The sequence below is a fragment of the Arthrobacter sp. NPDC089319 genome (genome assembly GCF_040684925.1).
Taxonomy (GTDB): domain Bacteria; phylum Actinomycetota; class Actinomycetes; order Actinomycetales; family Micrococcaceae; genus Crystallibacter.
Genome location: NZ_JBFBGZ010000001.1, coordinates 37,966 through 64,706, shown reverse-complemented (window position 1 = coordinate 64,706; position 26,741 = coordinate 37,966). Strand labels below are relative to the sequence as shown.

The 26,741-nt window shown below is 67.5% G+C and carries 21 protein-coding genes; 10 read left to right on the top strand and 11 right to left on the bottom strand.

What is annotated here, in order from left to right; all coding sequences use genetic code 11:
• Positions 1-31 precede the first annotated feature (31 nt).
• The 4 genes from AB0N75_RS00290 to AB0N75_RS00275 form a co-directional block, all read right to left on the bottom strand.
• A complete protein-coding gene (locus AB0N75_RS00290) occupies positions 32-1,156 on the bottom strand; it encodes an SIP domain-containing protein (RefSeq protein WP_364643482.1) in 1,125 nt (374 codons plus the stop codon).
• 131 nt (positions 1,157-1,287) lie between these two features.
• The gene (locus tag AB0N75_RS00285; protein WP_364643479.1) at positions 1,288-2,115 is read right to left on the bottom strand and encodes an ABC transporter ATP-binding protein; all 828 of its coding nucleotides are present in this window, start codon (positions 2,113-2,115) and stop codon (positions 1,288-1,290) included.
• Positions 2,116-3,273: an iron chelate uptake ABC transporter family permease subunit gene (locus tag AB0N75_RS00280; protein ID WP_364643476.1), complete on the bottom strand. Its 1,158-nt coding sequence runs from the start codon at positions 3,271-3,273 to the stop codon at positions 2,116-2,118.
• Positions 3,270-4,253 carry an iron chelate uptake ABC transporter family permease subunit gene (locus tag AB0N75_RS00275; RefSeq protein WP_364644755.1) on the bottom strand — a complete coding sequence of 328 codons (984 nt, stop codon included), beginning with the start codon at positions 4,251-4,253 and terminating at the stop codon, positions 3,270-3,272. The genes AB0N75_RS00280 and AB0N75_RS00275 overlap by 4 nt, the downstream gene beginning before the upstream one ends.
• A 331-nt stretch (positions 4,254-4,584) precedes the next feature.
• Here AB0N75_RS00275 and AB0N75_RS00270 point away from each other — a divergent pair, with 331 nt between their 5' ends.
• Positions 4,585-5,325: an alpha/beta hydrolase gene (locus AB0N75_RS00270; RefSeq protein WP_364643473.1), complete on the top strand. Its 741-nt coding sequence runs from the start codon at positions 4,585-4,587 to the stop codon at positions 5,323-5,325.
• Here AB0N75_RS00270 and AB0N75_RS00265 read toward each other — a convergent pair.
• Entirely contained in the window at positions 5,322-6,359 is a 1,038-nt protein-coding gene (locus tag AB0N75_RS00265; protein ID WP_364643470.1) for an LLM class flavin-dependent oxidoreductase, read from the bottom strand. The genes AB0N75_RS00270 and AB0N75_RS00265 overlap by 4 nt on opposite strands.
• 166 nt (positions 6,360-6,525) lie before the next feature.
• On the opposite strand from AB0N75_RS00265, the gene AB0N75_RS00260 reads away from it, so the two are divergent.
• Positions 6,526-8,526, top strand: a complete 2,001-nt coding sequence (locus AB0N75_RS00260; RefSeq protein WP_364643467.1) for an acyl-CoA dehydrogenase family protein — start codon at positions 6,526-6,528, stop codon at positions 8,524-8,526.
• Between the two features lie 11 nt (positions 8,527-8,537).
• Here the strand turns inward: AB0N75_RS00260 and AB0N75_RS00255 are convergent, their stop codons facing one another.
• Entirely contained in the window at positions 8,538-9,422 is an 885-nt protein-coding gene (locus AB0N75_RS00255) for a hypothetical protein (RefSeq protein WP_364643464.1), read from the bottom strand.
• A gap of 107 nt (positions 9,423-9,529) precedes the next feature.
• Between AB0N75_RS00255 and AB0N75_RS00250 the strand changes: the two genes are divergently transcribed.
• The gene (locus tag AB0N75_RS00250) at positions 9,530-10,702 is read left to right on the top strand and encodes an acyl-CoA dehydrogenase family protein (RefSeq protein WP_364643461.1); all 1,173 of its coding nucleotides are present in this window, start codon (positions 9,530-9,532) and stop codon (positions 10,700-10,702) included.
• Positions 10,703-10,726: 24 nt separating this feature from the next.
• On the opposite strand, the gene AB0N75_RS00245 is transcribed toward AB0N75_RS00250, so the two are convergent.
• A complete protein-coding gene (locus AB0N75_RS00245) occupies positions 10,727-11,791 on the bottom strand; it encodes a DMT family transporter (protein ID WP_364643458.1) in 1,065 nt (354 codons plus the stop codon).
• Positions 11,792-11,934: 143 nt separating this feature from the next.
• Here AB0N75_RS00245 and AB0N75_RS00240 point away from each other — a divergent pair, with 143 nt between their 5' ends.
• Complete coding sequence (locus AB0N75_RS00240) at positions 11,935-12,702, top strand: MerR family transcriptional regulator (protein WP_364643455.1); 768 nt, start codon at positions 11,935-11,937, stop codon at positions 12,700-12,702.
• Between the two features lie 80 nt (positions 12,703-12,782).
• Here AB0N75_RS00240 and AB0N75_RS00235 read toward each other — a convergent pair whose 3' ends face one another.
• The 4 genes from AB0N75_RS00235 to AB0N75_RS00220 all read right to left on the bottom strand — a co-directional run bounded on the left by AB0N75_RS00235 (position 12,783) and on the right by AB0N75_RS00220 (position 18,695).
• Entirely contained in the window at positions 12,783-14,423 is a 1,641-nt protein-coding gene (locus AB0N75_RS00235; protein ID WP_364643453.1) for a DUF222 domain-containing protein, read from the bottom strand.
• 556 nt (positions 14,424-14,979) lie between these two features.
• Complete coding sequence (locus tag AB0N75_RS00230; protein WP_364643450.1) at positions 14,980-15,879, bottom strand: gamma-glutamyl-gamma-aminobutyrate hydrolase family protein; 900 nt, start codon at positions 15,877-15,879, stop codon at positions 14,980-14,982.
• Between the two features lie 5 nt (positions 15,880-15,884).
• Positions 15,885-17,009, bottom strand: coding sequence for a glutathione S-transferase C-terminal domain-containing protein (locus AB0N75_RS00225; RefSeq protein ID WP_364643447.1), 1,125 nt, complete (start codon positions 17,007-17,009; stop codon positions 15,885-15,887).
• Between the two features lie 51 nt (positions 17,010-17,060).
• Positions 17,061-18,695, bottom strand: coding sequence for a PucR family transcriptional regulator ligand-binding domain-containing protein (locus AB0N75_RS00220; protein ID WP_364643444.1), 1,635 nt, complete (start codon positions 18,693-18,695; stop codon positions 17,061-17,063).
• A gap of 238 nt (positions 18,696-18,933) precedes the next feature.
• On the opposite strand from AB0N75_RS00220, the gene AB0N75_RS00215 reads away from it, so the two are divergent.
• The 6 genes from AB0N75_RS00215 (at position 18,934) to AB0N75_RS00190 (ending at position 26,668) form a co-directional block, all read left to right on the top strand.
• Positions 18,934-19,944 (top strand): AraC family transcriptional regulator, encoded by a 1,011-nt coding sequence (locus AB0N75_RS00215; RefSeq protein WP_364643441.1) that lies wholly within the window; start codon positions 18,934-18,936, stop codon positions 19,942-19,944.
• A gap of 188 nt (positions 19,945-20,132) precedes the next feature.
• Entirely contained in the window at positions 20,133-20,690 is a 558-nt protein-coding gene (locus tag AB0N75_RS00210) for a flavin reductase family protein (RefSeq protein ID WP_364643438.1), read from the top strand.
• A 65-nt stretch (positions 20,691-20,755) separates the two neighbouring features.
• Positions 20,756-22,348 carry a 4-hydroxyphenylacetate 3-hydroxylase N-terminal domain-containing protein gene (locus AB0N75_RS00205; RefSeq protein ID WP_364643435.1) on the top strand — a complete coding sequence of 531 codons (1,593 nt, stop codon included), beginning with the start codon at positions 20,756-20,758 and terminating at the stop codon, positions 22,346-22,348.
• 177 nt (positions 22,349-22,525) lie between these two features.
• Entirely contained in the window at positions 22,526-24,019 is a 1,494-nt protein-coding gene (locus tag AB0N75_RS00200; protein WP_364643432.1) for a CoA-acylating methylmalonate-semialdehyde dehydrogenase, read from the top strand.
• 77 nt (positions 24,020-24,096) lie between these two features.
• Positions 24,097-25,470 (top strand): aspartate aminotransferase family protein, encoded by a 1,374-nt coding sequence (locus AB0N75_RS00195; RefSeq protein WP_364643430.1) that lies wholly within the window; start codon positions 24,097-24,099, stop codon positions 25,468-25,470.
• Positions 25,471-25,576: 106 nt separating this feature from the next.
• The gene (locus AB0N75_RS00190; RefSeq protein ID WP_364643427.1) at positions 25,577-26,668 is read left to right on the top strand and encodes a RelA/SpoT domain-containing protein; all 1,092 of its coding nucleotides are present in this window, start codon (positions 25,577-25,579) and stop codon (positions 26,666-26,668) included.
• Positions 26,669-26,741 lie beyond the last annotated feature (73 nt).

Genomic DNA, 26,741 nt, shown 5'->3' with positions numbered 1-26,741 from the left:
CGGCCCGCTAGGGACAGGCTAATGGCAACCGCTACAGCTCGGCTTTACCGGCCCGCCAGTACCCCATGAAGGCCACCTGCTTGCGGTCCACGCCCACGTCCCGGACCAGGTAGCGCCGGAGCTCGCGGATCACCGCCGCCTCACCGGCTATCCAGGCGTAGAACGGCCGGGTGGAACCGGTGGTGGTCTCCCACAGGATCGACTGGTCCACATCCACCTCCTCAGGGTCCTCCCCCGCCACCGGGGCCAGCCCTGCCCCGGGAACAACGACGGCGGTGCGTACCGCCTCGTCCAGCAGCTCGCCGTGCGGACGGTCGCCTCGCGCCAGCCAGGCAATCTGCACGTCTGCGGCCGAACGGATGTCCTGGAAGTCTGCAGGGTCGGGCACCTCGAGCACGGCGTTGCCGGTCATGTCCTCCGGGAGGCTTTCCAGGATGGCCGCGATGGCCGGCAACGCGGTTTCGTCGCCGGCCAGCAGCACGTGGGAGGCCAGTCCGGGACGCCACTCGATGCCGCCGTAGGCTTTCGCCGTCGCGCACTTGGCGGCCTCGACGTTCGGGCCAATGATGGTGACTTCGTCGCCCGGGACGGCGGCCGCCGCCCAGCACGATGCCGGCCCGCCGTTGCCCTCGGGATCGAAATGCAGCACGAAGTCAACGTCCAGTTCGGCACCGAGGTTGCCGGCCGCCGGACGGAACTCCCGGACCGTGTAGGTGCGCATTGAACCGCGTTCGGCCGGGTCCATCGCCAGCCATTGCTGGTACCAGCCGCCGCCCAGTTCCACCGCCGTGTCCGTGTTGGTCCCACTCCCCGGCACGCCGTCGATCGAGCCCACGCCGTCGATCGAGCCCACCCCGTTGATCGAGCCCACCCCGTTGGTCGAGCCCACCCCGTTGGTCGAGCCCGCCCCGTTGGTCGAGCTTGTCGAGACCCCAAACGGAGGCAACGGGAGCCGTCGGCCATCCGCGCCGAGCGACGGGATCATCACCTTGATGCGCAGGTCCAGCGTCGGCCCGTCCACCCCGAAGCGCCGCAGCGATTCGCCGGAGAACGTGATGCGCCGGTAGCTCGGCGAGAGCTCCTCCACCCGGCTGACGGCAACGCCGAAGGCCAGCACCGGCACCACCGCGGACGTTTCAGTTGCTACAGCAGTCATCGTGCTCCGTTCTCCGTTTCTGTTTCATCGACTATTCAGCAGGCGCCCGTTTCAGCTCTGGGAAGGGCGGCTGCTGAATAGTCATTTGTCCGTGCGAGTGCGGGCGGTTGCGCACAGGCGGGTCCGTGCGCTCATGCCGCGGACTCCTTGACCGCGGGGGCGGCCGGGGCCTCGCAGTGGTGCCTTCCCACCGGGACCACCATCGGCGTGCCGGAGACCGGATCCTGGATCACCCGTGACTCCAGCCCGAACACCGCGTGCACCAACTCCGCCGTGACCACCCGGGCAGGCGCGCCCTCGGCCACCACCTGGCCGGACTTCATCGCCACCAGGTGGTCGGCGTAGCGGGCGGCCAGATTCAGGTCGTGCAGCACAATGGCCACCGAGGTGCCGCGGCGCCGGTTCAGGTCGGTGATCAGGTCCAGCACTTCCACCTGGTGCGACACGTCCAGGAAGGTGGTCGGCTCGTCCAGCAGCAGCACGTCGGTCTGCTGCGCCAGCGCCATCGCAATCCAGACCCGCTGCCGCTGCCCGCCGGAGAGTTCGTCCACATTCCGCTCGCCCAGTTCCAAGGTGTCGGTCGCCGCCAAAGCCGCGTTCACGGCGTCGTCGTCCTGCCGTGTCCACTGCCGGAACCAACCCTGGTGCGGATACCGGCCCCGGCCCACCAGTTCCGCCACCGTGATTCCCTCTGGCGCGGCCGGGCTCTGCGGCAGCAGGCCCAGCACCTTGGCCACCTCGCGGGTGGACTGCCGGTGGATGTCCTTCCCGTCCAGCAACACCGATCCACCGGCCGGCTTCAGCAGCCGAGCCAACCCGCGCAGCAGCGTGGACTTGCCGCAGGCGTTGGCCCCAACAATGATCGTCACTTTGCCCTCGGGCAGCCGGATGGTCAGGTCCTGCACCACCGTGCGCTGGTCGTACGCCAGCGTGAGATTTCGGGATTCGAGCGTACGCACTTAGCCTCCTTGGCCTCGGCGGTTGGTGCTGACCAGCAGCCAGAGCAGGAATGGCGCGCCCAGCGCACCGGTCACCACTCCCACCGGCAGCGTCGTGCCGCTGGTCAGATACATCGGAATGAGGTTGGCCGCGGCAAAATCGGCGGCCAGCGCGATCACGGCGCCCACCAGCGCCGCCGCCGGTAGCGATGCCGCACCGCCCAGCAACCGGCGGGCGATCGGACCGGACAGGAACGCGATAAATGCCACCGGCCCCGCCGCGGCGGTGGCGACGGCGGCCAGCAGCACCGCCACCACCAGCAGGCCCAGCCGGGCCGGGGCCACGCGGACGCCCAGCGCCGCCGCGGTGTCGTCGCCCATTTCCAGGCCGCGCAGGCTGCGCGCCAGCAGCGCCACCGCCATCACCAGCACGGCCAGTCCGGCCACCAGCACCACGGCGCGGTCCCAGTTGCTGGAGTTCAGCGAGCCGTTCAACCAGACCAGTGCGCCCTGCGCGGTGCGGATATCCGTGCGGGTCAGCAGGTAGCTGACTACGGCTTGCAGCACGGCCGCGAAGCCAATGCCCACCAGGATCAGCCGCGAACCGGCAGCGCCGGAGACGGTGGCGGACCGGTAGGACATCGCGTAGATCCCCACGGCCACCACCAGCGCACCGGCCATCGCGGCGGCCGAGACGGCAAGGCCGGCCGCACCGAACACGACGATAGCCGTCACTGCGGAGGCGCTGGCGCCGTAGCTGATGCCGATGATGTCCGGGCTGGCCAGCGGATTGCGCAGCATGGTCTGGAAAATGCTGCCGGACAAACCGAAAGCCAGCCCCACCAGCAGCCCAATCACGGCCCGCGGCAGCTTGTGCTCCATCACAATGAAGCTGGCGCCGGGAATCTGCTCGCCGGCCAGCAGCCGGAAGAAATCCGGGACGGTCACCGTGTAGCTGCCCAGCAGCACGGTGACAAAGAACAGTACGACGACGGTGCCCGCCAGGGTGCCGAGGACCGCCCGGCGCCGGCGGGAGCGGCCCGCCCTGTTTGGCACCGTCCGCCGACCGCCGTCCTCGCGAGGGCGGGGTATTTCGTCGAGGGCACCGTCCATGGAGGGTGCCCTCGACGATACACCCTGCCCTGCGCGGTCTGCGCGCGGAAGGTCCAGCTTGCTCACAGGCCGGCCGCCTTCCGCCGCCGGACCAGCCAGATGAACACGGGTGCGCCGATGACGGCGGTGGTGATGCCGGCCTCAATCTCGCCCGGCGGCGCCACGAACCGGCCCACCACGTCGGCCGTCACCAGCAGCACGGGCGCCAGCAGCATGGAGTAGGGCAGAATCCAGCGGTAGTCGGGGCCGGTCAGTGCTCGCACCATGTGCGGGATGACCAGGCCAACAAAGGCGATGGGGCCGGCAATGGCGGTGGCGGCGCCGCAGAGGATTACCACGCCGAGCGCAGTGACCGCGCGGGACAATGCCACCTTTTGGCCGAGGCCGCGGGCCACGTCGTCGCCCAGCGAGAGATTATTCAGGAGCCGCCCGGTGAACAGCGTCAGCACCAAGCCCACGGCAATGAACGGGGCTACCTGGCCGATCAGGTCCCAGCCGCGGCCGGAGACGGATCCCACCTGCCAGTACCGGAAACCCTCAAGGGTGTCCTGGTTGGTGACCAGCACGGAAAACATCAGCGAGCTCAGCCCGGCCGACAGCGCCGCACCGGCCAGCGCCAGCTTGACCGGGGTGGCACCTTCCCGGCCCATGCTGGCGACGCCGTAGACCAGCACGGCGGCGAGCGCGGCGCCGGCGAAGGCGAACCAGATGTAGCCGGACAGTTGGGTGACGCCGAACAGGAAGATGCCGGCAACCACCGCGAGCGCGGCACCGGCATTCACGCCCAGGATGCCCGGATCCGCCAGCGGGTTGCGCGCCACGCCCTGCATCGCGGCACCGGCCACACCCAGGGCAGCGCCCACTAGCAGGCCGGTGACGGTGCGCGGGATGCGTGAATGGACCACGGCGTGGTCCCCGTTGGAGGGGTCGAAGCCGGTGAAGGCCTGGACGAAGGTCTCCAGGCTAATCGGACGGGCGCCCAGTGCCAGCGAGGCAAAGCAGACCACGGCCAGCACCACCAGAGCGGCCGGAATGCCGACCAGCATCCTGCGGGTATTCCGCCGTCCGGCACCGGGAGACGAAGCCTGCCGCCCGCTTCTGATCCTGCTGGCGGGGGTGCGGGTGCTGGGTGCACGGGCGCCTGGCGCGAGGCCGGTGGAGCCACCGGGTCGCTGCTGCTGGGAAGCCGCTGCTGCCGCCAGATCAGCTGGCATGCGCACCCCCCTTTGAGCCGAAACTAAGCAACTCAGGTAAGGCTAGCCTATGCTTCCGCAGATTAAGAAACGCTTTGGTGCCCTATTTGCCGGCCCGTAGGCCGTCTCGGCGGCGCCTGCCTGTTCCACCTCGGCCGCGCGCCGGCCCGTGCATAATCAAGTCATGCCACACCCCATCGTCCTGCTCCACGGCTGGGCCTGCTCCGCCGCTTACTGGAGACCGCTGGCGGACCGGCTCTCCGCCGGCGGCCGCACGGTGGTGGCCGCTGACCTGCCCGGCTACGGCAGCGACCCTCGCGCGGACTTCGACTGGACGGTGGAGAACGCCGCCACCGCCCTGGCCGAACAGTTCGGCGGCGGACCCGCGCACTGGGTGGGGCACTCGCTGGGCGGCAGCATTGCTGCCACCATCGCGGCACGCTTCCCGCGCACGACGGCGTCGCTCACCTTGATGGGGATGGTTCCGGTGGCACCGTCGGCAGCAACCGTCGATAAGCTGACCCGGCTGTTCGGCGGCGGATCGTCCGACCCGGCAGCAGACCTGGCAGCCGGCGAGGAACTGCTGGGCGGGTGGTTTCGGGGCGGCACCGAGCCGCAAGGCGACGACCGCGAAACGTTCCTGGCCGCCTTGAGGCGGGACCCCGCCGTCGTCCGCCGCAGCCTGCGGGCCGGAGTGACCGGCGCGGCACCGGAGGTGGCGCAGCTGGTCTCGGCCCCCACTCTGGTGGTAACCGGCACGCGGGATCCCACCCGGCCGGTCGCCGCCGTCGCGGATTTCCTGGCCGGGCACCCGACTTGGCGGCACACCTCAGTGCCGGATGCCGGGCACATGGTGCATTGGGAGCGGCCGGGCGCCTGCGCCGAGGCGATCCTGCGGCATGTTGAGGCCGCAGAGAACAGCTAGGGGCGTTTGGCCGGATGGGTTTCGCGCTGGACCACCGGCATGACTTCGGTGGCGAGCAGTTCGATGGAACGGGCGGTGTCCGCGAACGGGAGTCCGCCCAGGCCCACCTGCGCCATGTAGCGGTCGTGGCCGAACAACTGGTACTGCTCCATGATCTTGTCAATCACTTCCTGCGGGCTGCCGGCCAAGAGTCCACCGCCCGGGCCGGCCCACGCCTCGAAGGTCTCGCGCGGGAAATGCCCGGCCGGCCGCGGCATGTTCTGCTCGAAGTAGGAGCGGTAGTACGGGTAGAACGTGTCGCGCGCCTGTTGGGAGGTGGGTGCCACGAAGAAGTGGCCGCCCGTGCCCACCGGCAGCGTGGCCGGGTCGTGCCCGTGCGCGGCGGCGGATTCGCGGTAGTACTCAATGTGCCGGGTGAAGTGCTGGGGCCCGGAGAGCAGCGCCAAGTACAGCGGCAGGCCCAGTCGGCCGGCCCGCTCGAAGGAGGAGGGCGTGCCGCCCACGCCTACCCAGACCGGCAGCTTCTCCTGCAGCGGCCGCGGCGCCACATCCATGCCGCGGATGCTGTGGTGGTGCGTTCCGTTCCAGCTCAGGCTCTCCTGCTCGCGGGCGGCCAGCAGCAATTGCAGCTTCTCTTCGAACAGGCCGTCGTAATCGGCAGTGTCGTAGCCGAACAGCGGATAGGACTCGGTGAAGGCCCCGCGGCCGGCGATGATTTCCGCCCGGCCACCGGAGAGCAGGTCCAGCGTGGCGAACTGTTCGAACAGCCGCACCGGGTCCTGGGTGGACAGCACCGTGACGGCGGTGGCCAGGCGCAGCGAGGTGGTCTCGCGGGCGATGGCGGCCAGCACCACTTCGGGGGCCGAGATGGCGAAGTCCTTGCGGTGGTGTTCACCGAGACCCAGGAAGGAGATGCCCGCCTGATCGGCAATCTTCGCCAGCTGGACCAGCTCCTCCAGCCGCTGCCGGGGCGACAACGCCCCACCGTCCGGGCCGTGTGTCAGTTCGCCGAAGGTGAAGATGCCGAAGTCCATGAGTGCTCCCGGGGTCGCGTGCAGTGTTCCATTAGTTGAAGCTTCAGGTAATCCGGGATATTCCCCCAAGCCGAAAAAGACCCTCGGCAAAAGAGCTACCGGGAAGTAACATGAGGGGACAGCACAGGGCCTGAAGCCCGGCAGGCCCGCGTCGAAGGGGACTGCCATGAGCGCCGAGACCGATCAGAAAAAAGCCAGTGCTGCCCAGGACGCCGCCGCCGGACCGTTGCCGGCAGAGGCAGGCACGGCCGGCCCGGCGGAGACCAGCGAACGGGACGCCCGCGAACTCGCCGAAGCGTCGCGTGAAACGGAATGGACCCGGCCGAGCTTCGCCAAGGGGCTCTACATGGGCCGGTTCGATCTCGACCTGATCCACCCGTATCCGCTGCCGACCCCGTCCGAGCGTGAGGCCGGCGAGTCGTTCCTGGCGACGCTGGAGGAGTACGCCCGCAGCATGGACGGCGGCCGGATAGAACGCGACGCGAAGATCCCGGACGAATACATCGCCGGTTTGGCCAAACTGGGCACCTTCGGCATGAAGATCCCGGTCGAATATGGCGGCCTGGGGCTGTCACTCCTTTATTACGGCCGCGCCCTGATGCTGCTCGGATCCGTCCATCCTTCGCTCGGGGCGCTGCTCTCGGCCCACCAGTCCATCGGCGTTCCCGAGCCGGTCAAGGTGTTCGGCACCGAGGAGCAAAAGCGCGAGTACCTGCCCCGCTGCGCGGCCGGCGCCGTGACCGCCTTCCTGCTGACCGAACCCGACGTCGGCTCCGACCCGGCGCGGCTCGGCACCACCGCCACTCCCACCGAGGACGGCGAGGCTTACCTGCTCAACGGCAGCAAACTTTGGACCACCAACGGCGTGATTGCGGAACTGGTGGTGGTGATGGCCAAGGTCCCGGAGCATGACGGCCAGCACGGCGGCATCTCGGCGTTCGTGGTGGAAGCCGACTCCCCCGGCATCACGGTGGAAAACCGCAACGCCTTCATGGGCCTCAAGGGCATCGAGAACGGCGTCACCCGGTTCGACAACGTCCGTGTCCCCGCGGCCAACCGGCTGGGCCGCGAAGGCCAGGGCCTGAAAATCGCTTTGACCACGCTGAATACCGGCCGCCTCTCCATCCCCGCACTGTGCGCGGCCGGCGGCAAATGGTCGCTGAAGATCGCCCGGGAATGGTCCAACGCCCGCGTGCAATGGGGCAAGCCCGTCGGCAAGCATGAGGCAGTCAGCAAGAAGATCGCCTTCATCGCCGCCGGCTCGTTCGCTCTCAACGCCGTCTTCGAACTGTCTGCCGGACTTGCCGACGCCGGCATGAAGGACGTCCGGATTGAGGCAGCGCTGGCCAAGCTCTGGTCCAGCGAATTCGCTTACAAAATTGCCGACGAATTGGTCCAGATCCGCGGCGGCCGCGGTTTTGAGACCGCCGATTCGCTGGCTGCCCGCGGTGAACGCGCCGTGCCGGCCGAGCAACTGCTGCGCGACCTGCGGATCAACCGGATTTTCGAAGGCTCCACCGAAATCATGCATCTGCTGATTGCCCGCGAGGCAGTGGATGCGCACTTGTCCGCCGCCGGAGACTTGGCCTCGGCCGACGCCGATCTCCAAGCCAAGGCAAAAGCGGCCATGGGCGCCAGCGGTTTCTACGCCAAATGGCTGCCTCAACTGCTCGCCGGCCAAGGCATGAACCCCACGGCTTATAAAGACTTCGGCCTGCTGGCCAAGCACCTGCGCTACATCGAGCGCTCTTCCCGCCGGCTGGCCCGGCAGACCTTCCTCGGCATGGGCCGATGGCAGGCGGGGCTGGAGAAGCGGCAGGCGTTCCTGGGCCGGATCGTGGATATCGGCGCCGAGCTCTTCGCCATGGCCGCCAGCTGCAGCCATGCCGAGATGCTGCGCGGCCAGGACCAGGCACAAGGCAAGGCAGCGTACCAGCTGGCTGATGCCTTTTGCCTCCAGTCCAGGGAGCGGATCCACCAGCTCTTCGGCGAACTGTGGCGCAATTCGGACGCCAGCGACGGCAAACTGGCCTCTCGCGTGCTGGCCGGCGACTACATCTGGTTCGAAGCCGGCGTCCTGGATCCTTCGGAGGGCACCGGCCCGTGGATCTCGGAGCGCCCAACCGGCGTCTCCAGCAAGGAGAACCTGCACCGCGCCTACCGCTGATTCACACCTTCCTACAGCACCGGCCACACGCGGCGCTGGGTGTCGAAGACGTCCCAGGCCCGCGGCACCAGGCCCAGCGACACGTCGCACATCTGCCGCAGTTGCTCCATGCTCCCCGCACGGAATGGCGAGGTGCCGGATTCGCTGAACGGATCCGGATAACGCGCTCCCCCGACCGCCGCCCATTCCAGTCCGTGCGAGTGACCGCTGCAGAACTGCCAGACATACATTAACGACGGGGGCAGGTCCTCGGTCCGCAGGTCCTTCAGGATGGAGGTCTGGGTACGGTTTTTGGTGGCATAGCCCCAGGAATTGTCGGCCTTTCTGGCGAAAATCGGCGGCAACTCCAGCGACTCCGCCACCTCGTTGACCGTGCGGCGCAGCCCGTTGAAGTATTCCATCGCCCGGGCATGCCGTTCCGGCCGGAAGTCCGCCAGATAGGCATCCCAGAACGACGCCGCGTTGAACACATCCCGGGCAATGAGCACCAGACTGCGCCGGGCCCGCTCGGGGCCCTCGGACGGCAGAAGCGCCCACAACACTGTGGACGTGCATTCGATGACCGTCCGCACCAACGAGTACGGCGCGTGCGTCTGCAACCGGTATTCCGCCGGCCCGTGCCCGCCATGTTCCTCGAACAACAGCCGGCGCAGGGCCAGCACATTGTCGGTGGCGGCTGCCAAGGACTGGCGGAGCAGGCTGCTCACGCTCTGGGCCGCGGTGAATTGTTCGTCCAGCTGTGCCAGCGGGGACCCCGGCTCCACGGCGGCCTCGCCCCGCCCCAGCCACGGTTCCACGTCCTGCAGCATCTGCAGGATGGTTAGCGCCGCCCGGCCTTCCGGATCCGTTCCGCCAACCGGGCGCATCTGGCCGAAGGAGGCACCGCCGTCGTCCATTGGCCCATGGTAGCGCCGCAACCGCGCCGGATTCCTGCCAGAGGTTATCGTGGGAGCAACCGGCTGCCATCGAGCCGGAAACCTTGTTCCGAGCGAAGGGGCTCCACTTGTCCGCCGAAGCCGATCTGATCAATCTAGACTCGCTGCTGAGTGATGCCGAGCTCACACTGCGCAACGACGTGCGTTCCTTTGTGGACAGCGCGATCAGGCCGAACATCGCCGGCTGGTACGAGAACGCCGTGTTCCCGCTGGAGATCGTGCCCGAGATGGCCAAACTCGGCCTGCTCGGCATGCACCTGGACGGCTACGGCTGCGCCGGCCGTTCCGCCGTCGAATACGGTCTGGCCGCCGCCGAACTCGAAGCCGGCGACTCTGGCCTGCGCACCTTCGTCTCCGTCCAAGGCTCGCTGGCCATGAGCGCCATCCACAAACACGGCTCCGAAACACAAAAACAACAGTGGCTGCCGCAGATGGCCGCCGGCGAAGCCATCGGCTGCTTCGGCCTGACCGAACCCACCGCCGGCTCCGACCCCGCCACCATGAAAACCTTCGCCCGCCGCGACGGCTCCGGCCCCGACGCCGACTGGGTGCTCAACGGCTCCAAACGCTGGATCGGCCTGGCCTCGGTGGCCAAGGTCGCGATCATCTGGGCCCAAACCGACGACGGCGTGCGCGGCTTCATCGTCCCCACCGACACCGCCGGCTTCACCGCCACCCCGATCGAACCCAAGCTCTCCATGCGCGCCTCCATCCAGTGCGACATTGAACTCGCCGACGTCCGCCTGCCCGCCGACGCGCTGCTGCCGAACGCCAAGGGCCTGCGCGGGCCGTTCGAGTGCCTGAACGAGGCCCGCTACGGCATCATCTGGGGCGCGATGGGCGCCGCCCGCGACGCCTGGCAAGCCGCCCTGGACTACTCCAAGGAACGCCTGCAGTTCGACAAACCGCTGGCCGGCTACCAGCTCACCCAGGAAAAACTGGTCAACATGGCACTGGAAATCAACAAGGACTTCCTGCTCGCCCTGCACCTGGGCCGGCTCAAAGACGCCGGCCAGCTCCAGCCGCACCAGATCTCGGTGGGCAAACTCAACAACTGCCGCGAAGCCATCGAAATCACCCGTGAAGCCCGCACCATCCTCGGCGGCAACGGCATCACCCTGGGCTACTCACCGCTGCGCCACGCCAACAACCTCGAATCAGTCCGCACCTACGAAGGCACCGACGAGGTCCACACCCTGATCCTCGGCCAGAAAATCACCGGCCTCCCCGCCTTCCGCTGAGGAGGCGGCGGGGCGGTTTCCGGCTCAGCCGGCCGAGCGCGGCCGGCCGACCCGCCGCGGTTGGCCCGCTCGCGCAGCAATCAGCAGTCCGGCGCCGGTCAGCCCGATGCCCAGCAGTGTTTCCGGGCCAACAACGCTGCCCGCCGACGGCCAGAAAATATCCACGGCCAGCGCTCCCACCAGCTGTCCGCCGATCACGGTCAGCGTCATCAGCAGCACACCGGTGCTCGCCACGCAGATGGTGGCCGCTGCCAGGATCATGGTGCCCAGCGGACCGCCCAGATACAGCCACCACTGCCCGGTGAGCAGGTCGGCCTGCCCGATGATCGCCGCCTGCACTACCCAGACTGCCAGCAGGGCCACCGTGCCCACTCCGAAGTTCAGCAGCGTGGAGATCACCGGGCTGCCATGCGCCGTACCGATCTGGCCCAGGACGCCCTGCTGCACGCTCTGCAACAGCCCTGACAGCAGCGGGATCAGCATGAACAACACCAGCGGGCCTACCGCCTTCGAGGACCCGAAATGGGCGCTGGCAGCAAGGACCGCTGCCAGGAAGGCAAGCACCGCACCAGTGATCCTGGCCCCGCTGACCGCAATCTTCCGACCGGCTCCGATGCCCAGCCGGTCCATCAGCAGGCCGGACGCCATCTGCCCGGTCACGATCGCTATGGTGAACAGGGACAAGCCGATCGGCCCGACCGTTGCCGCCTGTGCGAACACGTAGAGAGCGCCGACGACGCCGGCCAGCAGGTACCAGCGCGGGTACACCCGCCGTCGCAGCAGTCCGGGGACGGCACGCAATTTTGCCCGCAGCTTCGGCCGCACGAACGCAAAAAGCACCACCGCCGCGAGGCCCGTGCCGAAGCTGACCAAGGCTGCTCCTACACTGTCCTGCAGCTCGATTCCCAGCTGGCTGTTGAGCCGGCTTTGAAGGGCCAGCCCCGAGCCCGCGATCAGCGCCAGCAGCAGTGCCAGCGGGACCGGCAATTGGATGCCTTCGGGTTGGGTGGGGGCGGGAGCGTTCCCGCCAGGCAGGCGCACCCTGCCGCGGCTGCCGCGGGGAGAATCTGCCGGCCGGTCTGCGTGCACGTGCCGATGCTATCCCGTCTGGCTGATCCTGTCTCCGCCTGCTTCTGCTTCTGCTTCTGCTTCTGCTCACCGCACGGTGCGCCCTTGAATCCACCACCACGTGCCTTGACCTTGACGTGTCGTCAAGCTGCATAGTGGTTGCTATGGGCATGAAACCGCTGGTCACAACGTACTCGATTCACGAAGTCGCCAAGGCTGCCGGGACTACCAGCAGGACCTTGCGGCACTACCAGGACATCGGACTGCTCGAGCCGAGCCGCACCGGCCACAATGGCTACCGCTATTACGACGACGAGGCCTTGGTTCGGCTACAGCGGATCCTCCTGCTGCGCCAGCTTGGACTGGGGCTGCCTGAGATCAACAAGGTGCTGGAAGGCACACGGGACACCACGGCCGCCCTACGAGGGCATTTGGAACTTCTCCTGCAGGAGCGCGACCGGCTTGAAAAGCAGATCGCCTCCGTCAAGACCACTATCGACAAGACGGAAAGGGGCGAACAGCTCATGGCCAATGAAATGTTCGACGGATTCGACCACACCCAATTCAAGGAGGAAGTCGAAGAGCGCTGGGGAAAGGACGCTTACGCCAAAGGCGACCAGTGGTGGCGCGGCATGTCCGACGCCGAGCGGACGTCCTGGAAGGAACGCTCAAAGGAGTTGATGGCAGATTGGATTGCCGCCGGCCAAACCGGATTGGCTGCCAATAGCGATGAAGCTCAGGCCTTGGCACAGCGTCAGTTCGACTGGCTCGCCAGCGCCAACGGCGGCCAGGAAGTGTCCTTCGGATATTTCACCGGCTTGGGCGAAATGTACGTGGCAGACCCACGGTTCGGCGCCAACTACGGCGGTGAGCAAGGTGCCGGCTTCGTACGGGATGCCATGAAGGTCTACGCCGACAAGCACTTGGCATAGGTTCCGCAGAAGCGGCATGGGAACCAGCCGCTCTGGTTGTCCCCACGCCGCTCTAGTTGTCCCTACGGCGCTCTTTCCCGTTACGCTGCCGGGCGAATCAGTTCTTCCCGCGGGATACGGACAACCGCCCAGCCACTCTCAGCACTGCGGCCAAGGCGGCCACCGTCAGCGCCCGCTTGCCGGAGGGCACCCTCCACCAAGAACCGCGCCCTCCTGACGGCTTGCGCCCCACGCGGCGTAGCCACTGCCGCTGCCGTCGGTCCGCTCGGCGTAGTGCCGGGAATGGGCAGCGTCGTCGGACTGCTCACGATGGTGCCGGGCAGGGGCGGTGCGGTGGAGGTGTAGGTGTGGCCGGTCGGAGTGGTCATCTCGACGCTGTGCCGGGGCCCGTCGACGGGTTTCGCGGACCAGCCGTGGGCTTCTTTCGACTGGTTGCAGCGCTCACACAGCCCTTGCCCGTTGGCCAGGGAGGTGGGTCCGCCCCCGGACCAGGCGACGATGTGGTCGATGTGCCGGATCGGTGCATCACACCAGAGGCCGGAGCAGAACGCATCCCGGGCCATGACCATCCGCCGGATCCCGTCCGGGAACTTCCGGGCCTTCGAGTCCATGCCCAACAGCTGCCCGGTTCCCGGGGCTGTGTACAGCCGCCGGATCCACACATCCTCCACGCCGCCGACTTTCAGGTCCCGCAGCCTGACCTGCCTGGCCTGCTCGCGGGCGGTCTTCCAGCCCGGCTCGGTCCCCGCCGGCGGGGCCTTGTGCCCGAAGCCGCTGCCCGGTGGGCCGGGCGGTTTGTCGCCTGACGGGCTTTGGCCTGCTTGGTTCCCACCGGCATCGGCATCGGCCCCCTCCGGTGGGTCCTGCGGCAGACGGATCAGGTCCCGGGCGTACTGGGCCGGGACGATGCCATACCCGGTCAGCCGGGCCGGTTCACTCTCGCCCTGCAGCAGCGCCCGGTCCGTCATCACCAACTGGACTTCGAGGGTGGCCGGGTCGACAGTTGTGCGGCCGGTGACGCGTTCAAACACGGTATCGGCCATCATCTGGCCCCGGGATCTGGGGTCCCCGGCATTGCGCAGCCGCTCCGCTTCCTGATGCAGGGCAGCCATCACCGCAACCCCCTGAGTTACCGGCAGCAGCGTCCGGACCGAGACCATCACATCGGGTTCCGGCCGGGAGGAAACATGCCGGTCTGCTTCGGCCTTCGCCGCCCGCTTCACCACCGCGGGCGCATCCAGCCGGTACGCGATGCGTTGGGCTTCGGCCTCGAGCTGCCGGTTGCCCAGCCCGTGCAGGCGGTCCGGGTTCCCGGCCAGTTCCTCATCCACCCGGGCCCGATGCTCCGGGGTCAGGCAGTCGGTTTCACGGACCAGGATTGCCGCCCGCCATTCATTCAGCTTGCCCGCCTCGAGTGCTTTGAGCGTGTGCGGCATCTCGTTCACCAGAACCTTCGCCCGTCCCAACAGGACGGCGCCCTGGTTCGGGGACTCCCGCCTCGCCAACCCAATCTGTTTGGCGATCCCTTCGCCCCGCCGCTCGGCCCGAACCCCAGCGGCGGCACGCTCGGCCCGCATCCGCTGATCCAAAGCGACCATCAGCCTGGCCTGGTCCGCGGCGATCGCGTCCTTGGCGTTCTCCCGCGCGGTGATCTGGTCCACCAACTCGGCCGCGGACGCATCCAGCTTCACCGGCGGCAGCGGGATCGCAAACCCGTTCACGGCCGATGATCCCACCGGCCTGGCAGAGCCGGGCGGACGAATCGTGGCGGCCGAAGGCATCGCGCCGGGCGCGGCATCGTGCCGGGCACAACTTGGGCGGCGGCAGGTGGTTCAGGTGCTGCCGGATCAAACATGAGCGTCTCAATCTTCTGCATGCCCACTCGGGCACGGCATCGACTACGAACGGTCGCGGAACAAAGCCCGCAGACGCCACCGGAAATCCCCACCCGATGGCCAACGTTTGGTACTGAACTGCTACTGAAAACAATCTATAAGCCGGGTCTGACATTCTCGGAGGGCCCAGAAAATTAGGCACCGCGCGGGTGCTGGGGGTTGATCCGGGTGTTCACAGTCCTACCAGTGGGTGGCCCCGTGCGGATGGCACGCGCTGCCGTTGGTGCACATACGAGTGGCACACGTCTACCGTTGGGGCAGCTGCGGGTGGGACACCGGGGTGCACATGGTCAAGAAGAACATGGCGCTCAGGAGAAACCACGGCTGACGGCGTGGCCACCGGACGAAACAGCCCAGTACCAGTGGCCTTTATGGGGCTTCCTTATTCGCTGCCCTGGGCAGATTGTCCTTGTCCGGCGATGCCTACTGGTGTCTGTCGGCAGGCTTCGACGAAAGGCCTGAGCAACGCGTGGAGTTGCCCGTCGGGTGAGCCGGGCTCTTCGGGATGCCATTGCACGGCGAGCAGCCAGCCTTCGTCGGGGCGGGCGAGTTCCACGGCTTCGACCACGCCGTCGGCCGCGGTTGCGACCACGCGCAGCCGGTCGCCGAGCCGACGGACCGCCTGATGGTGGCCGGACTGGACGGTGATGGCTTCGGTGCCAAGGGCGGTGGCCAGCAGGCTGTCGGGCGCAATCTGCACCGGATGGCTGGCCATGGGCGGCTGCGGCTGGTGGATCTTGTGGAGCGACTTCGGACCGAGGTCTTCAACCAGCGAGCCGGCGAAGCCGACATTGATGAGCTGCAGTCCGCGACAGATTCCGAACACGGGTCGACCGTTCTCGATGGCGCCGTTGACCAGGTCGATCTCGGCTTCGTCCGCTCCGGTATCCACGCAGTGAAGGGTGGGTTCGTCGGCGTCGCCACCGTAGCGGGCCGGGTCCACGTCGCCGCCACCGAGGATCACCACGCCGTCGTAATCCAGCGCACTGAAGACGCGGCCGGAGGCAGAATCTACGACGACGGGTTCCGCTCCGGCGGCGCTCAGGCCGTCAGCCGCCCGCTGGGCCAAATCCGCCAGTCTCTTCGAAAACCAGGCGGGATGGGACGGCGCGTCCCACACGTAGCTGACGGCAATCCGCGGGCGGGCGGCGTCGTCACCCAAGGGGCGGGCACCGCCGTCGTCACCCAAGGGGCGGGCACCGCCGTCGTCACCCAAGGGGCGGGCACCGCCGTCGTCACTCACGGAACGGGCACCGCCGTCGCCATTCACCGGGCCGGACATTGCGCTCAGGCGGGGTAGAGCGGATTGTGGCCGGGGATGACACGTTCGGACTCCCGCACAGGGCCCGGCGCAGACCCGTTTCCGAACGGGCTGCCGCCGAGGGCTTCGCGGCCGTGCTCGGTCAGCCAGCCGGAGAGATCCGGGCCTTGCGGGACGATCCGGGTGGGGTTGATGTCCTCGTGCACGATGTAATAGTGCTGCTTAATCTGCACGAAGTCGGTGGTGTCGCCGAAGCCCGGGGTCTGGAACAGGTCGCGGGCGTAGCCCCACAGCGCGGGCATCTCGCTCAGCTTGTTCCGGTTGCACTTGAAGTGGCCGTGGTAAACAGCGTCGAAACGGGCCAGCGTGGTGAAGAGGCGGACGTCGGCTTCGGTGATGGTGTCGCCCATCAAGTAGCGCTGGTTGGCCAGGCGCTCCTCGAGCCAATCCATGGCGGCCCAGAGCCGGTCGTAAGCGGCGTTGTAGGCCTCCTGTGAGCCGGCGAAACCGCAGCGGTAGACGCCGTTGTTGACCTCGGTGTAGATCCGCTTGATGACCGGCTGCATCTCGTCGAGCTTGTCGGCCGGGAGCAGGTCCGGGGCGCCGTCGCGGTGGAAATCCTTCCACTCAGTGGAGAAGTCCAGGGTCATCTGCGGGTAGTCATTGGTGACGACGGCGCCGCTCGCCTCCTCGACCATGGCCGGCACGGTGATGCCGCGGGGGTAGTCCGGGAAGCGCTTGAAGTAGTTCTCCTGCAGTCGCTCGGTGCCCAGCACCGGGTCGCGGCCGTCAGCGTCCAGATCGAAGGTCCAGGATCGGGCGTCGTGGGTGGGGCCAGGCAGGCCCAGCGAGATGGCGTCTTCGAGCCCGAGCAGGCGGCGCACGATGATGGCGCGGTTGGCCCAGGGGCAGGCGCGGGCTGCAACCAGACGGTAGCGGCCGGCCTCCACCGGCCAGGCCTTGGCGCCGTCGCCGAGCCCGCCGTGCGGGTTGCCGATAGTGCCGCCGGTCGGTCCGTCCGAGGCACGGACTGCATCGGGGTCGGCCACAATCCGGTCCTCGATGTAGCTGGTGTCCCGGTCGAAATCCTCGCCGCTGTGGACGTAGGCGCCCTTGGTGCTGAATTGTGCCGTATCGCTGGTGTGGCTCATGCTTCCACCATATCCGCGGGCGGCCCCGGGTGGGATGGGTGCCCGCGTTGGTTAGCTGCGCAGCTTGTGCAGCAGCAGCGCAACGTGGAGCGAAGTCCGCGACTCGGCGTCGTCGAGCGGGACGCCCAGCTTCTCCTGCAGCCGCGCCAGCTTGGCGTAAAGCGTGGGGCGGCTGAGGTAGCCGTTACGGGCCAGCTGAGCCTTGTTCCCTCCGGATTCCAGGTAGTGCAGGAGCAGGTCGAGGGCTTCGGCGTCCCGGGCAATGGGGGCGAGTTCGGCGTCCGCGAAGGCGGCCGCGCGCGGATCGTCGCGCAGCATGGAGAGCAGTCCGCGCAGCCGGACATCGGCCGATCGGTAGAACCGCCGGCCGGCGCCGAGCCCGGCGGCGGAGCCAAGCCCCGCCGCGGATTCGGCCACGTGCGCGGCTTCGTCGAGCCCTGCCGCGGCAGCCAGCAGGTCCGGCCGGCCGCGGCCAACGCCAACTGTCCAGTCGATGACAGCATGCTCGGCCAGTTGCCCGCACAGCCGCTCCAGCACCGGGTCCTCAAGCTGCCGGGCGGGCAGGCCGACCAGCAATCCGATGGTTCCGGACTGCAGGCTGGCAGGCAGCCCGGAGACCCGCGCGCCCGCCAGTACCCGCTGCAGCAGTTCCAGCAGCGCCCGCTCGCGCCGCTGCAGCTCTATCGGTTCCTCGCCTGGCTGCTTTACGAGCCGGAAGACCACTGGCAGGTAGTCGGGAGCGGGTAGCAGCCCCAGTGCCGCCGCCCGAGTCACGGCGTCGCTCTCTTCAAGGGCTCCGGGCCGGCGGAGTTCATGCAGCAATCCGGCGCGCGCTTGATGGCCGAGTTCGCGCTGGTCCCGTTCGGCCATCCGGTTGATGGTCAGCGCCTGGCCGGCCCGTTCCAGCACCATGGCAGCTCCGGCATCGGTGTGGAGGTCCGGTCCGGAGTGGCCGACGGCGGGGACCCGAGCGTCCGCGGGCACCACCAGACGGCCCCAGCGTTGACCACGCAGGCCCACCGGAGTCTGCAGCCAGCCTTCCGTACCGGCATGCGTCGTTTCCTCGCGGTAGTGCACCAGCCGAGAGCGATCCGTCCAATCTGCCAGCAGTTCCGGTGCGGGCACACCGGACGTCGCGAACGCCAGCACCATGTGCGCCACGTCTTCCAGCACCACCGGTGCACCGAGCAGCTCAGCAGCGCGGTGCACAATCTGCTCCGGTGGCGCATTCTCCAGGCTGAGGTTGGTGAAGACCTCGTGCACCTGCCGCGACCGTTCCAGCTGCGCCAGCTGGCTGGTCACCAGCAGGCGGTGCACCACTTCGGTAACCTCAACAAATCGGATTCGCTGGGCCAGCAGGATCACCGGCAGCAGGGCATTGCGGGCGGCTTGGCGCAATGCGGCAGCAGTTTGGGGCCGATCGGAGGTAATTTCGACGACGACGCCGGCCGCCCCGGCCGCTGTCAGCTCGGCGAGGTAGCGCCCGGCTTCAGCAGCGGAGTCCTCGAACGCCAGGCCGGTGGTGAGCACCAGCTCGCCGCCTTCCAGCAGACCGGCCAGGCTTTTCAGCTCGGCCACATGTACCCAGCGAACCGGGGCGGCGAGCGAGTCCGCTCCGGCTAGCACTTCCGGTTCGCCGGCGCGCACCACCTCCAGCTCAAGGACGTCCCTGACGGTCAATTGCATTGACACAGTGTAAGCCGTATCCGGTTTTTGGGAACAGGATGTCAGCCACATTGCCGGGAACGCGGGTGTTGCCAAGCCTCCGTCAGAACGCTTCTGCTGAGTGGAAGGCAAGCCTTTCCCGGCTGGCCGAGTCCTGTCTCACTGAGTACCACCCCTGCATCCTGGCCAGTCGGGGCAGCTCCCCCGACACCGTCCCACCGTTCCCGGGCAGCGCCGCTCGAAGCTGGAAGGACCAACGATGTCTCCGTCTTCTACCCCCCGCTCGCTCCAGTTCTCGACCCAGGGGATTCCACAGCCCAGCCGGATGGAGCTCTGGTCGATCCACAATTCCAAGGCGCTCATTGCCCTCGACATCCGGACCATGGACGAGTCCCCGCTCACGGCTGCAGAGATCAACCTGCATTTCCCATCGCTTCGGCTCGCCCAAGTCCGCGGGAGTGCCCAGGTCATTGAGCGCAACGAGAGGTATATCCGGAAGCACCCCATGGATGTGGTCGGCGTTTTCTTTGCGCTCAAGGGCGAGGCGTTCTTCTACTACCCCGGCGGCTTCGAGACGCTGCGCCCGGGCCAAGCAGTCATCTACGACGCCGACCAGCCTTTCATGCGCGGATTCCACGGCGGGGTCGAGGAAATGGTCCTGACCATCCCGCGTGACGAATACCTTGCCCTCTCGGGCGGCAAACCCCCTACCAAGCCAGTCGTCTTCGACTTCCGGGAAACAGGTCCCGCGAACCGGCACATGCTCGCGCTCGCGAGGCTCGTCCGGAACACCCTCGCGGCGGCAATGGGCAGCGATGCTGACCCGGCGCCATCGACCGCCTTGGATCCGGTGACGGTCGAGGGCTCGGCCATCGAGCTGCTGCGCCTTCTGGTTGCCGGGTCGGGAGCAGGCATGCCCGAGGGCTACCTCGCCGCAGCCAGATGCTTCATCCAAGACCACCTTGGCGATCCAAATCTGTGCCCCGCCCAGATCGCCCAGGCGGTGGGTATCAGCGAGCGGCACCTCACGCGCGTTTTCGTGGAGGCCGGGAAGCCTCCCGGCGCCTACGTTCTGGCTCGGCGGCTTGAGCACGCCGCAGCGCTTCTCGCGGACCCCGTGGAGGCGAAGACGCCGATCGGGGCCATCGCGGTCCGCTGCGGATTCACCTCGCAGGCCTACTTCACGCGTGTCTTCAAAGGTCATTTCGGCACGACGCCGCTCAACGCCCGTCGTGACGCATGCACGGACGGACTGGCCCTGCCGCATTGACCTCTCCGTTGATGGCGCCAAGTATTTGCGGCAGCTGCGGGGACGGCTTTCGGTCGGTTTTTGTACTCCCCGGACACTTTTTTGCAGCCCGCGGACAGATGCCGCAGGAATGCCCCGGGCAGCAAATGTGACGTGGAACACTCGTGTGACGTTGGCAGAGAGACCGGACCACACGAGGAGAACCCGACATGATTACCTCCCCCATCGACCCAAAGGAGCTGCGGCACGCCTTCGGGCGCTTCGGCACCGGCGTCACGGTTGTCACCACCCAGAATGACGACGGCGAGACCCATGGCGCCACCGTCAGCGCATTCACTTCGGTCTCCTTGGACCCGCCGCTCGCGCAAGTCACCCTCATGCGCGAATCAAAGCTCGCCGACTGCGTGGTGGGGCAACCGTTCGCGATCAATGTCCTGAGCCTCGGGCAGCAGGACACCTGCCTCCATTTCGCCGGTCGCCCGATGAAGGGCGGACCCGTTTGGGGCAAGAGCGTCACCGGCGTCCCGGTACTTGCGGGCAACACGGCGACGCTCGAATGCCGGCCGTGGAACGTCTACGACGGCGGCGATCATCTCATCGTCATCGGCGAGGTCGCGGCACTTGACGTTACGCCGGTACCCCCGCTGCTCTTCTTCGGCGGAAAATTCCACCACCTGGGTGGCCTCGTCGGAGGCGCGCCGTGGGATTTCTGCGGCGACGGCCACGGGGCCCACTTCACATCCTTTCCCGCACTCGCATCCGCCTGAGCGTTCCGCAATCGACCCATCCACGCCACGGCCCCGCGGCCGAGGCCGCCGAAAGGAAATACACCATGACTGACATCCTCGACCAGCCCACCGCCACAGAATCCGACATGAGTGCCCGCACCACACCGGCGAACCCGCTCAAGCCGCAAACCGGCGACGAATACATCGAGTCGCTCCGCGATGGCCGCGAAGTGTGGATATACGGCGAGCGCGTCAAGGACGTCACAACCCACCCGGCCTTCCGCAACTCGGTGCGCATGGTCGCCCGTCTCTACGACGCCTTCCACCGCGAGGAGACGGCGGACAAGCTGCTGGTGCCGACCGACACAGGTTCGGGCGGTCAGACCCACCCCTTCTTCAAGGCCGCCCGCAGCGTCGAGGACCTCAAGGCCTCGCGCACCGCAATCGAGACTTGGGCGCGGATGTCCTACGGGTGGCTCGGCCGCTCGCCGGACTACAAGGGTTCATTCCTCGGCACGCTCGGCGGCAACCCCGAGTACTACGAGCCGTACCAAGCGAATGCCAGCCGGTGGTACAAGGAGTCCCAGGAGAAGGTTCTCTACTGGAACCACGCGATCGTGAACCCGCCGGTGGATCGCCACCTTCCGCCGGAGCAGGCCGGCGACGTGTTCATGAAGGTGCAGAAGGAGACGGACGCCGGACTCATCGTCTCCGGCGCAAAGGTGGTTGCCACCGGCTCAGCCATCACGCAGTACAACTTCATCGCCCACTACGGCCTGCCGATCAAACGCAAGGAGTTCGCACTCATCTGCACGGTCCCGATGGACGCGCCGGGCGTCAAGCTCATCTCCCGCGCCTCTTACTCGCATCAGGCCGCTGTTATGGGCACTCCGTTCGACTATCCGCTCTCCTCGCGACTCGACGAGAATGACGCCGTATTCGTCTTCGACAACGTGCTCGTTCCGTGGGAAAACGTCTTCTCCTACGGCGACGTCGAGAAGATGAACAATTTCACCCCGGCGACCGGCTTCCTCAACCGCTTCTCGTTCCAGGGCGTCATCCGCCTAGCCGTTAAGCTCGACTTCATCGCAGGCCTGCTCCTCAAGGCGCTCGAGATTACGGGCACCAAAGACTTTCGGGGCGTGCAGACGCGGGCCGGCGAGGTGATCGGCTGGCGCAACATGTTCTACGCTCTCGCCGACGGGATGGCGCTCAACCCGGACGCGGGTCCCAACGGCACGGTCCTGCCCAAGGTCGACTACGCCATGGCCTACCGCATGTTCATGTCGGTGGGCTACCCGAGGATCAAAGAAATCATTGAGCAGGACGTCGCCTCCGGCCTCATCTACCTTAATTCCAGCGCACTCGACTTCAAGACCCCCGAGATCCGCCCGTACCTTGACAAGTACATCCGCGGCTCCGAGGGCGTCCAGGCCGTTGACCGCGTCAAGCTCATGAAACTCTTGTGGGACGCGATCGGCACCGAGTTCGGCGGCCGGCACGAACTCTACGAGCGCAACTATGCGGGCAATCACGAAGCAGTCAAGCTGGAGACGCTCATGCTCGCCGAGGCCAACGGCACCACTGCGTCGATGAAGGGCATGGCGGAGGCCTGCATGGCCGAATACGACCTCGATGGTTGGACCGTCCCCGACCTCATCGGAAACGAGGACGTGAGCATCTTCCACAAGCGCTGACTCCGCCATGGGCGCCCTGGATCGGTTATTCCCAGCCGATCCAGGGCGCCTCGGCGTTACTGATCGGTGGGGCTACACAATGTAAACCGCACCGGCGTACTTCCGACAGGGTGTCAGTGGTGCGGTCCGGGCGTGGTGCTGGACGATGAATAAAACCCCCGCTATCCGAGGAGCACCATGCAGACCATCCAGCACTGGATCGACGGCAGCTACGTTAATCCTGATCCGGACAGCCGGCTGGGCGAGGTGACCAACCCGGCCACCGGCAAGGTCTCCTCCCGCGTGGCCCTGGCGAGCACCGCCGTCGTCGATCAAGCGGTGCACGCAGCGGCGGCAGCGTTTCCGGCGTGGCGGGACACGTCGCTGGCGCGCCGGGTGCAGATCCTCTTCACCTTCCGCGAACTGCTGAACGCCCGCAAGGGCGAGCTCGCCGCGATCATCACGGCCGAGCACGGCAAAGTGCTGGACGACGCGCTGGGCGAGGTGTCGCGCGGGCTGGAGGTGGTGGAGTTCGCCTGCGGCATCCCGCACATGCTCAAGGGCGGCTACACGGAGAATGCTTCCACCAAGGTGGATGTCCATTCGCTGCGGCAGCCGGTGGGGCCGGCGGCGATCATCTCCCCGTTCAACTTCCCGGCGATGGTGCCCATGTGGTTCTTCCCGGTGGCCATCGCCGCCGGCAACACGGTGGTGCTCAAGCCGAGCGAGAAGGACCCGACGGCGGCCACCTGGCTGGCCGAGCTGTGGAAGGAGGCCGGGCTGCCGGACGGCGTGTTCAATGTGGTGCACGGTGACAAGGAGTCGGTGGACGCGCTGCTGGAGCATCCGGAAATCAAGTCCGTTTCCTTCGTCGGTTCGACGCCGATCGCCCGCTACGTCTACGAGCGCGGCACGGCCTCCGGCAAGCGGGTGCAGGCGCTGGGCGGGGCGAAGAACCACATGTTGGTGCTGCCAGATGCGGACCTGGACCTGGCCGCTGACGCCGCGGTCAACGCCGGCTACGGCTCCGCCGGCGAGCGCTGCATGGCGATTTCCGCGGTGGTAGCGGTGGAATCGGTCGCCGATGAACTGGTGGCCAAGATCGCTGAACGCACGGCGAAGCTGCGCGTGGGCGACGGCATGCGCGGCACGGACATGGGGCCGCTGGTCACGGCAGCGCACCGGGACAAGGTGGCCGGCTACATCTCGGCGGGCGAGGACGCGGGCGCCGAACTGGTGCTGGACGGTCGCACCGTGGAACCGGATGCCGAGGGCGATGGCTTCTTCCTGGCCCCGACGCTGTTCGACCGGGTGACGCCGCAGATGTCCATCTACACCGACGAGATCTTCGGGCCGGTCCTGTCCGTGGTGCGGGTGCCTGGCTACGATGAGGGGCTGGCGCTGATCAACAACAACCCGTACGGCAACGGCACGGCGATTTTCACCAACGACGGCGGGGCCGCCCGCCGCTTCGAGAACGAGGTGCAGGTGGGTATGGTGGGCATCAACGTCCCGATCCCGGTGCCGATGGCGTACTACTCGTTCGGCGGCTGGAAGAACTCGCTGTTCGGCGACAGCCACGCACACGGTTCCGAAGGCGTGCACTTCTTCACCCGCGGCAAGGTGGTGACCACCCGCTGGCTGGACCCGAGCCACGGCGGCATCAACTTGGGTTTCCCGCAGAATGCTTGATTCGGCCGGGCCGGCACGCGCTTGCCGCAGCTGCCCGCCGAGCCAACCGTCCGCCGTCGTAGTTTAAGGAGAGTCAGATGACCACCACCACCACCGGCACCGCGTTGAGCGCCGAGGAACTGGAAGCCGGCCGCCGCGCGTACCAGTTGGACCGCCAGCACGTGTTCCATTCCTGGTCCGCGCAGGAACTGATCACGCCCATGGTTATTTCCCGGGCGGAGGGCTCCTGGGTCTGGGACGGCGAGGGCAACAAGCTGCTGGACTTCTCCTCCCAGCTGGTCAACACGAACATCGGCCACCAACATCCCAAGGTGGTGGCAGCGATCCAGGAACAGGCCGGGCTGTTGTGCACCGTGGCGCCGCAGCACGTGAACGCCGCCCGCTCGGAGGCCGCCCGGCTGATCGCCGAGCTGACCCCCGGCGACCTGAACCGGATCTTTTTCACCAACGGCGGCGCGGAGGCCGTGGAGCATGCGGTGCGGATGGCCCGGCTGCACACCGGCCGCTACAAGGTGCTCTCCGCCTACCGCTCCTACCACGGCGGCACCGCGCTGGCCGTGAACATCACCGGCGACCCTCGGCGGGTGGCCAACGACTACGGGAATGCCGGCACGGTCCACTTCCATGCCCCGTTCCTGTACCGCAGCCAGTTCCATGCCGAGGACGAAGCACAGGAATGCCAGCGAGCGCTGGAGCATCTGGAAACCACCATCCAGCTGGAAGGAGCCGACCGCTTCGCTGCGATTGTGCTGGAGTCCATCCCGGGCACCGCGGGCATCATGGTGCCGCCGGCCGGCTACCTGCAGGGTGTCCGCGAGCTGGCGACCAAGTACGGGATCGTGTTCATCGCCGACGAGGTGATGGCCGGCTTCGGCCGCTCCGGCAAGTGGTTCGCGATTGACCATGCGGACGTGGTGCCGGACCTGCTGACCTTCGCCAAGGGCGTGAACTCCGGCTACGTGCCGCTGGGCGGCGTGGCGATCTCCGAGGCGATTTACTCGACCTTCGCCGAGCGGGTCTATCCGGGCGGCCTGACCTACTCCGGACATCCGCTGGCCTGCGCCGCGGCGGTGGCAACGATCAACGCGATGCGCGAGGAGCAGATGGTGGAGCATGCCGCTTCGCTGGGTACCGAGGTGTTCGGCCCCGGGCTCGCGGAGCTGGCGGCGAAACATCACTCGGTCGGCGAAGTGCGCGGCGTCGGCGCCTTCTGGGCGGTGGAGCTGGTGCGGAACCGTGCCACCCGCGAGCCGCTGGCGCCGTACGGCGCCTCCAGCCCGGCGATGAACGAGCTGATCGCGGCGTGTAAGTCCCGTGGGCTGCTGCCGTTCGCCAACTTCAACCGGATCCACGTGGTGCCGCCGCTGAACATCAGCGTCCAGGACGCCCGGACCGGCCTGACCATCCTGGACGAGGCGCTGACGCTGGCGGACGCGCACACCGCGGGCTGAGGCTCGGCGGGCCGGACCGGGGAACTGCCGGTACCGGCCCTCGGGGGCCGGCCTTGGTAGGTTGTTCTTCAGCCACACACACCTACCGCAGGAGAACCACGCGCGCATGGGCATTCATTGGGACCGGTTGGACGAGCGGCTGCGGGCGCAGGTGGAGGCCAACACCGCGCAGTACGAGCGGGTCCGCCCGGCGCTGGCGACCGTCACGTCCCAGTTGCAGTCGGGCATCCGGGACATCTTCCGCACCGCCGAGCTGACGCCGCTGTTCGTCACCGCGCGGACCAAAAGCGTCGACTCGTTCCGTGACAAGGCGTCGCGGATGCTGCAGCCAGCCGAACCGGGTGATGCCCCGGCACTGGAGTTCCCCGATCCGCTGCGGGAGATCCACGATCTGGTCGGCGTCCGGGTGATCGTGAGCCTGCCGCACGAAATCCGGGAGGCCGCGGCGCTGATCAAACGGCAGCGCAGCGACTTCGACTGCCGTGCCGACCGAGAGAAGGACATCGGCTCGATCGAGTCCGGAACCTATGGCTACGCCAGCCGTCACCTGATCCTGCGCACGCTGCAGAACAACACGGTCAAGGCCTACCAGCAGGCCTTGGGCGAACCGGCCCGCGCCACCGGCAGCTACCTCTTCGAGGTCCAGATCCGCACGATCCTGTCGCACGCGTGGTCCGAACTCGAGCACGATATCCGCTTCAAGTCCTCGGATCCGCGCGCCTGGAGCCCCTACTTCGACCGCCAGTTCACCGCCACGGCAGCCATGTTGGAGGCGGTCGAGTCGGCCTTTGCCGAACTGCACGAGCGGTATGAGACGGTCACCGGCTACTGGGACGAAGAGGGCGAAGGCGCGGCACCGCTGACGCCCCGCCGGGTCCGCGAGGTGTGGCAGACCCTGCTGCCGCATGTGGACCGCAAGTCCGACGACGACTGGGGCTGGGCGGCGGAACTGCTGGCCGCGCACGGTCTGAAGACCACCACCGAACTGGCCGCGTTGTTGAATCCGGAAACCATCACCGATGTCCGCGCCGCACTGGAGCACCGCTACTCCCCGGGCCCGGACCGGCTGTTGGACGACCTGCTGCTCTGGCGCTTCGGCCGGAGCCACATCGAACTCACCGCCGGCGAGGACGTCCACCGGCGCGAGTCGCTGCAGCGCAGGTTCCGGCAGCTGGAGACGTACCGCTTGGGCATGTAAGGGCTCCTCCGGCACCTGGCACCTAGGTTTCGTGGCGGCGGTTGCCTACGCTGTGGTGAAACGTTGATGATCC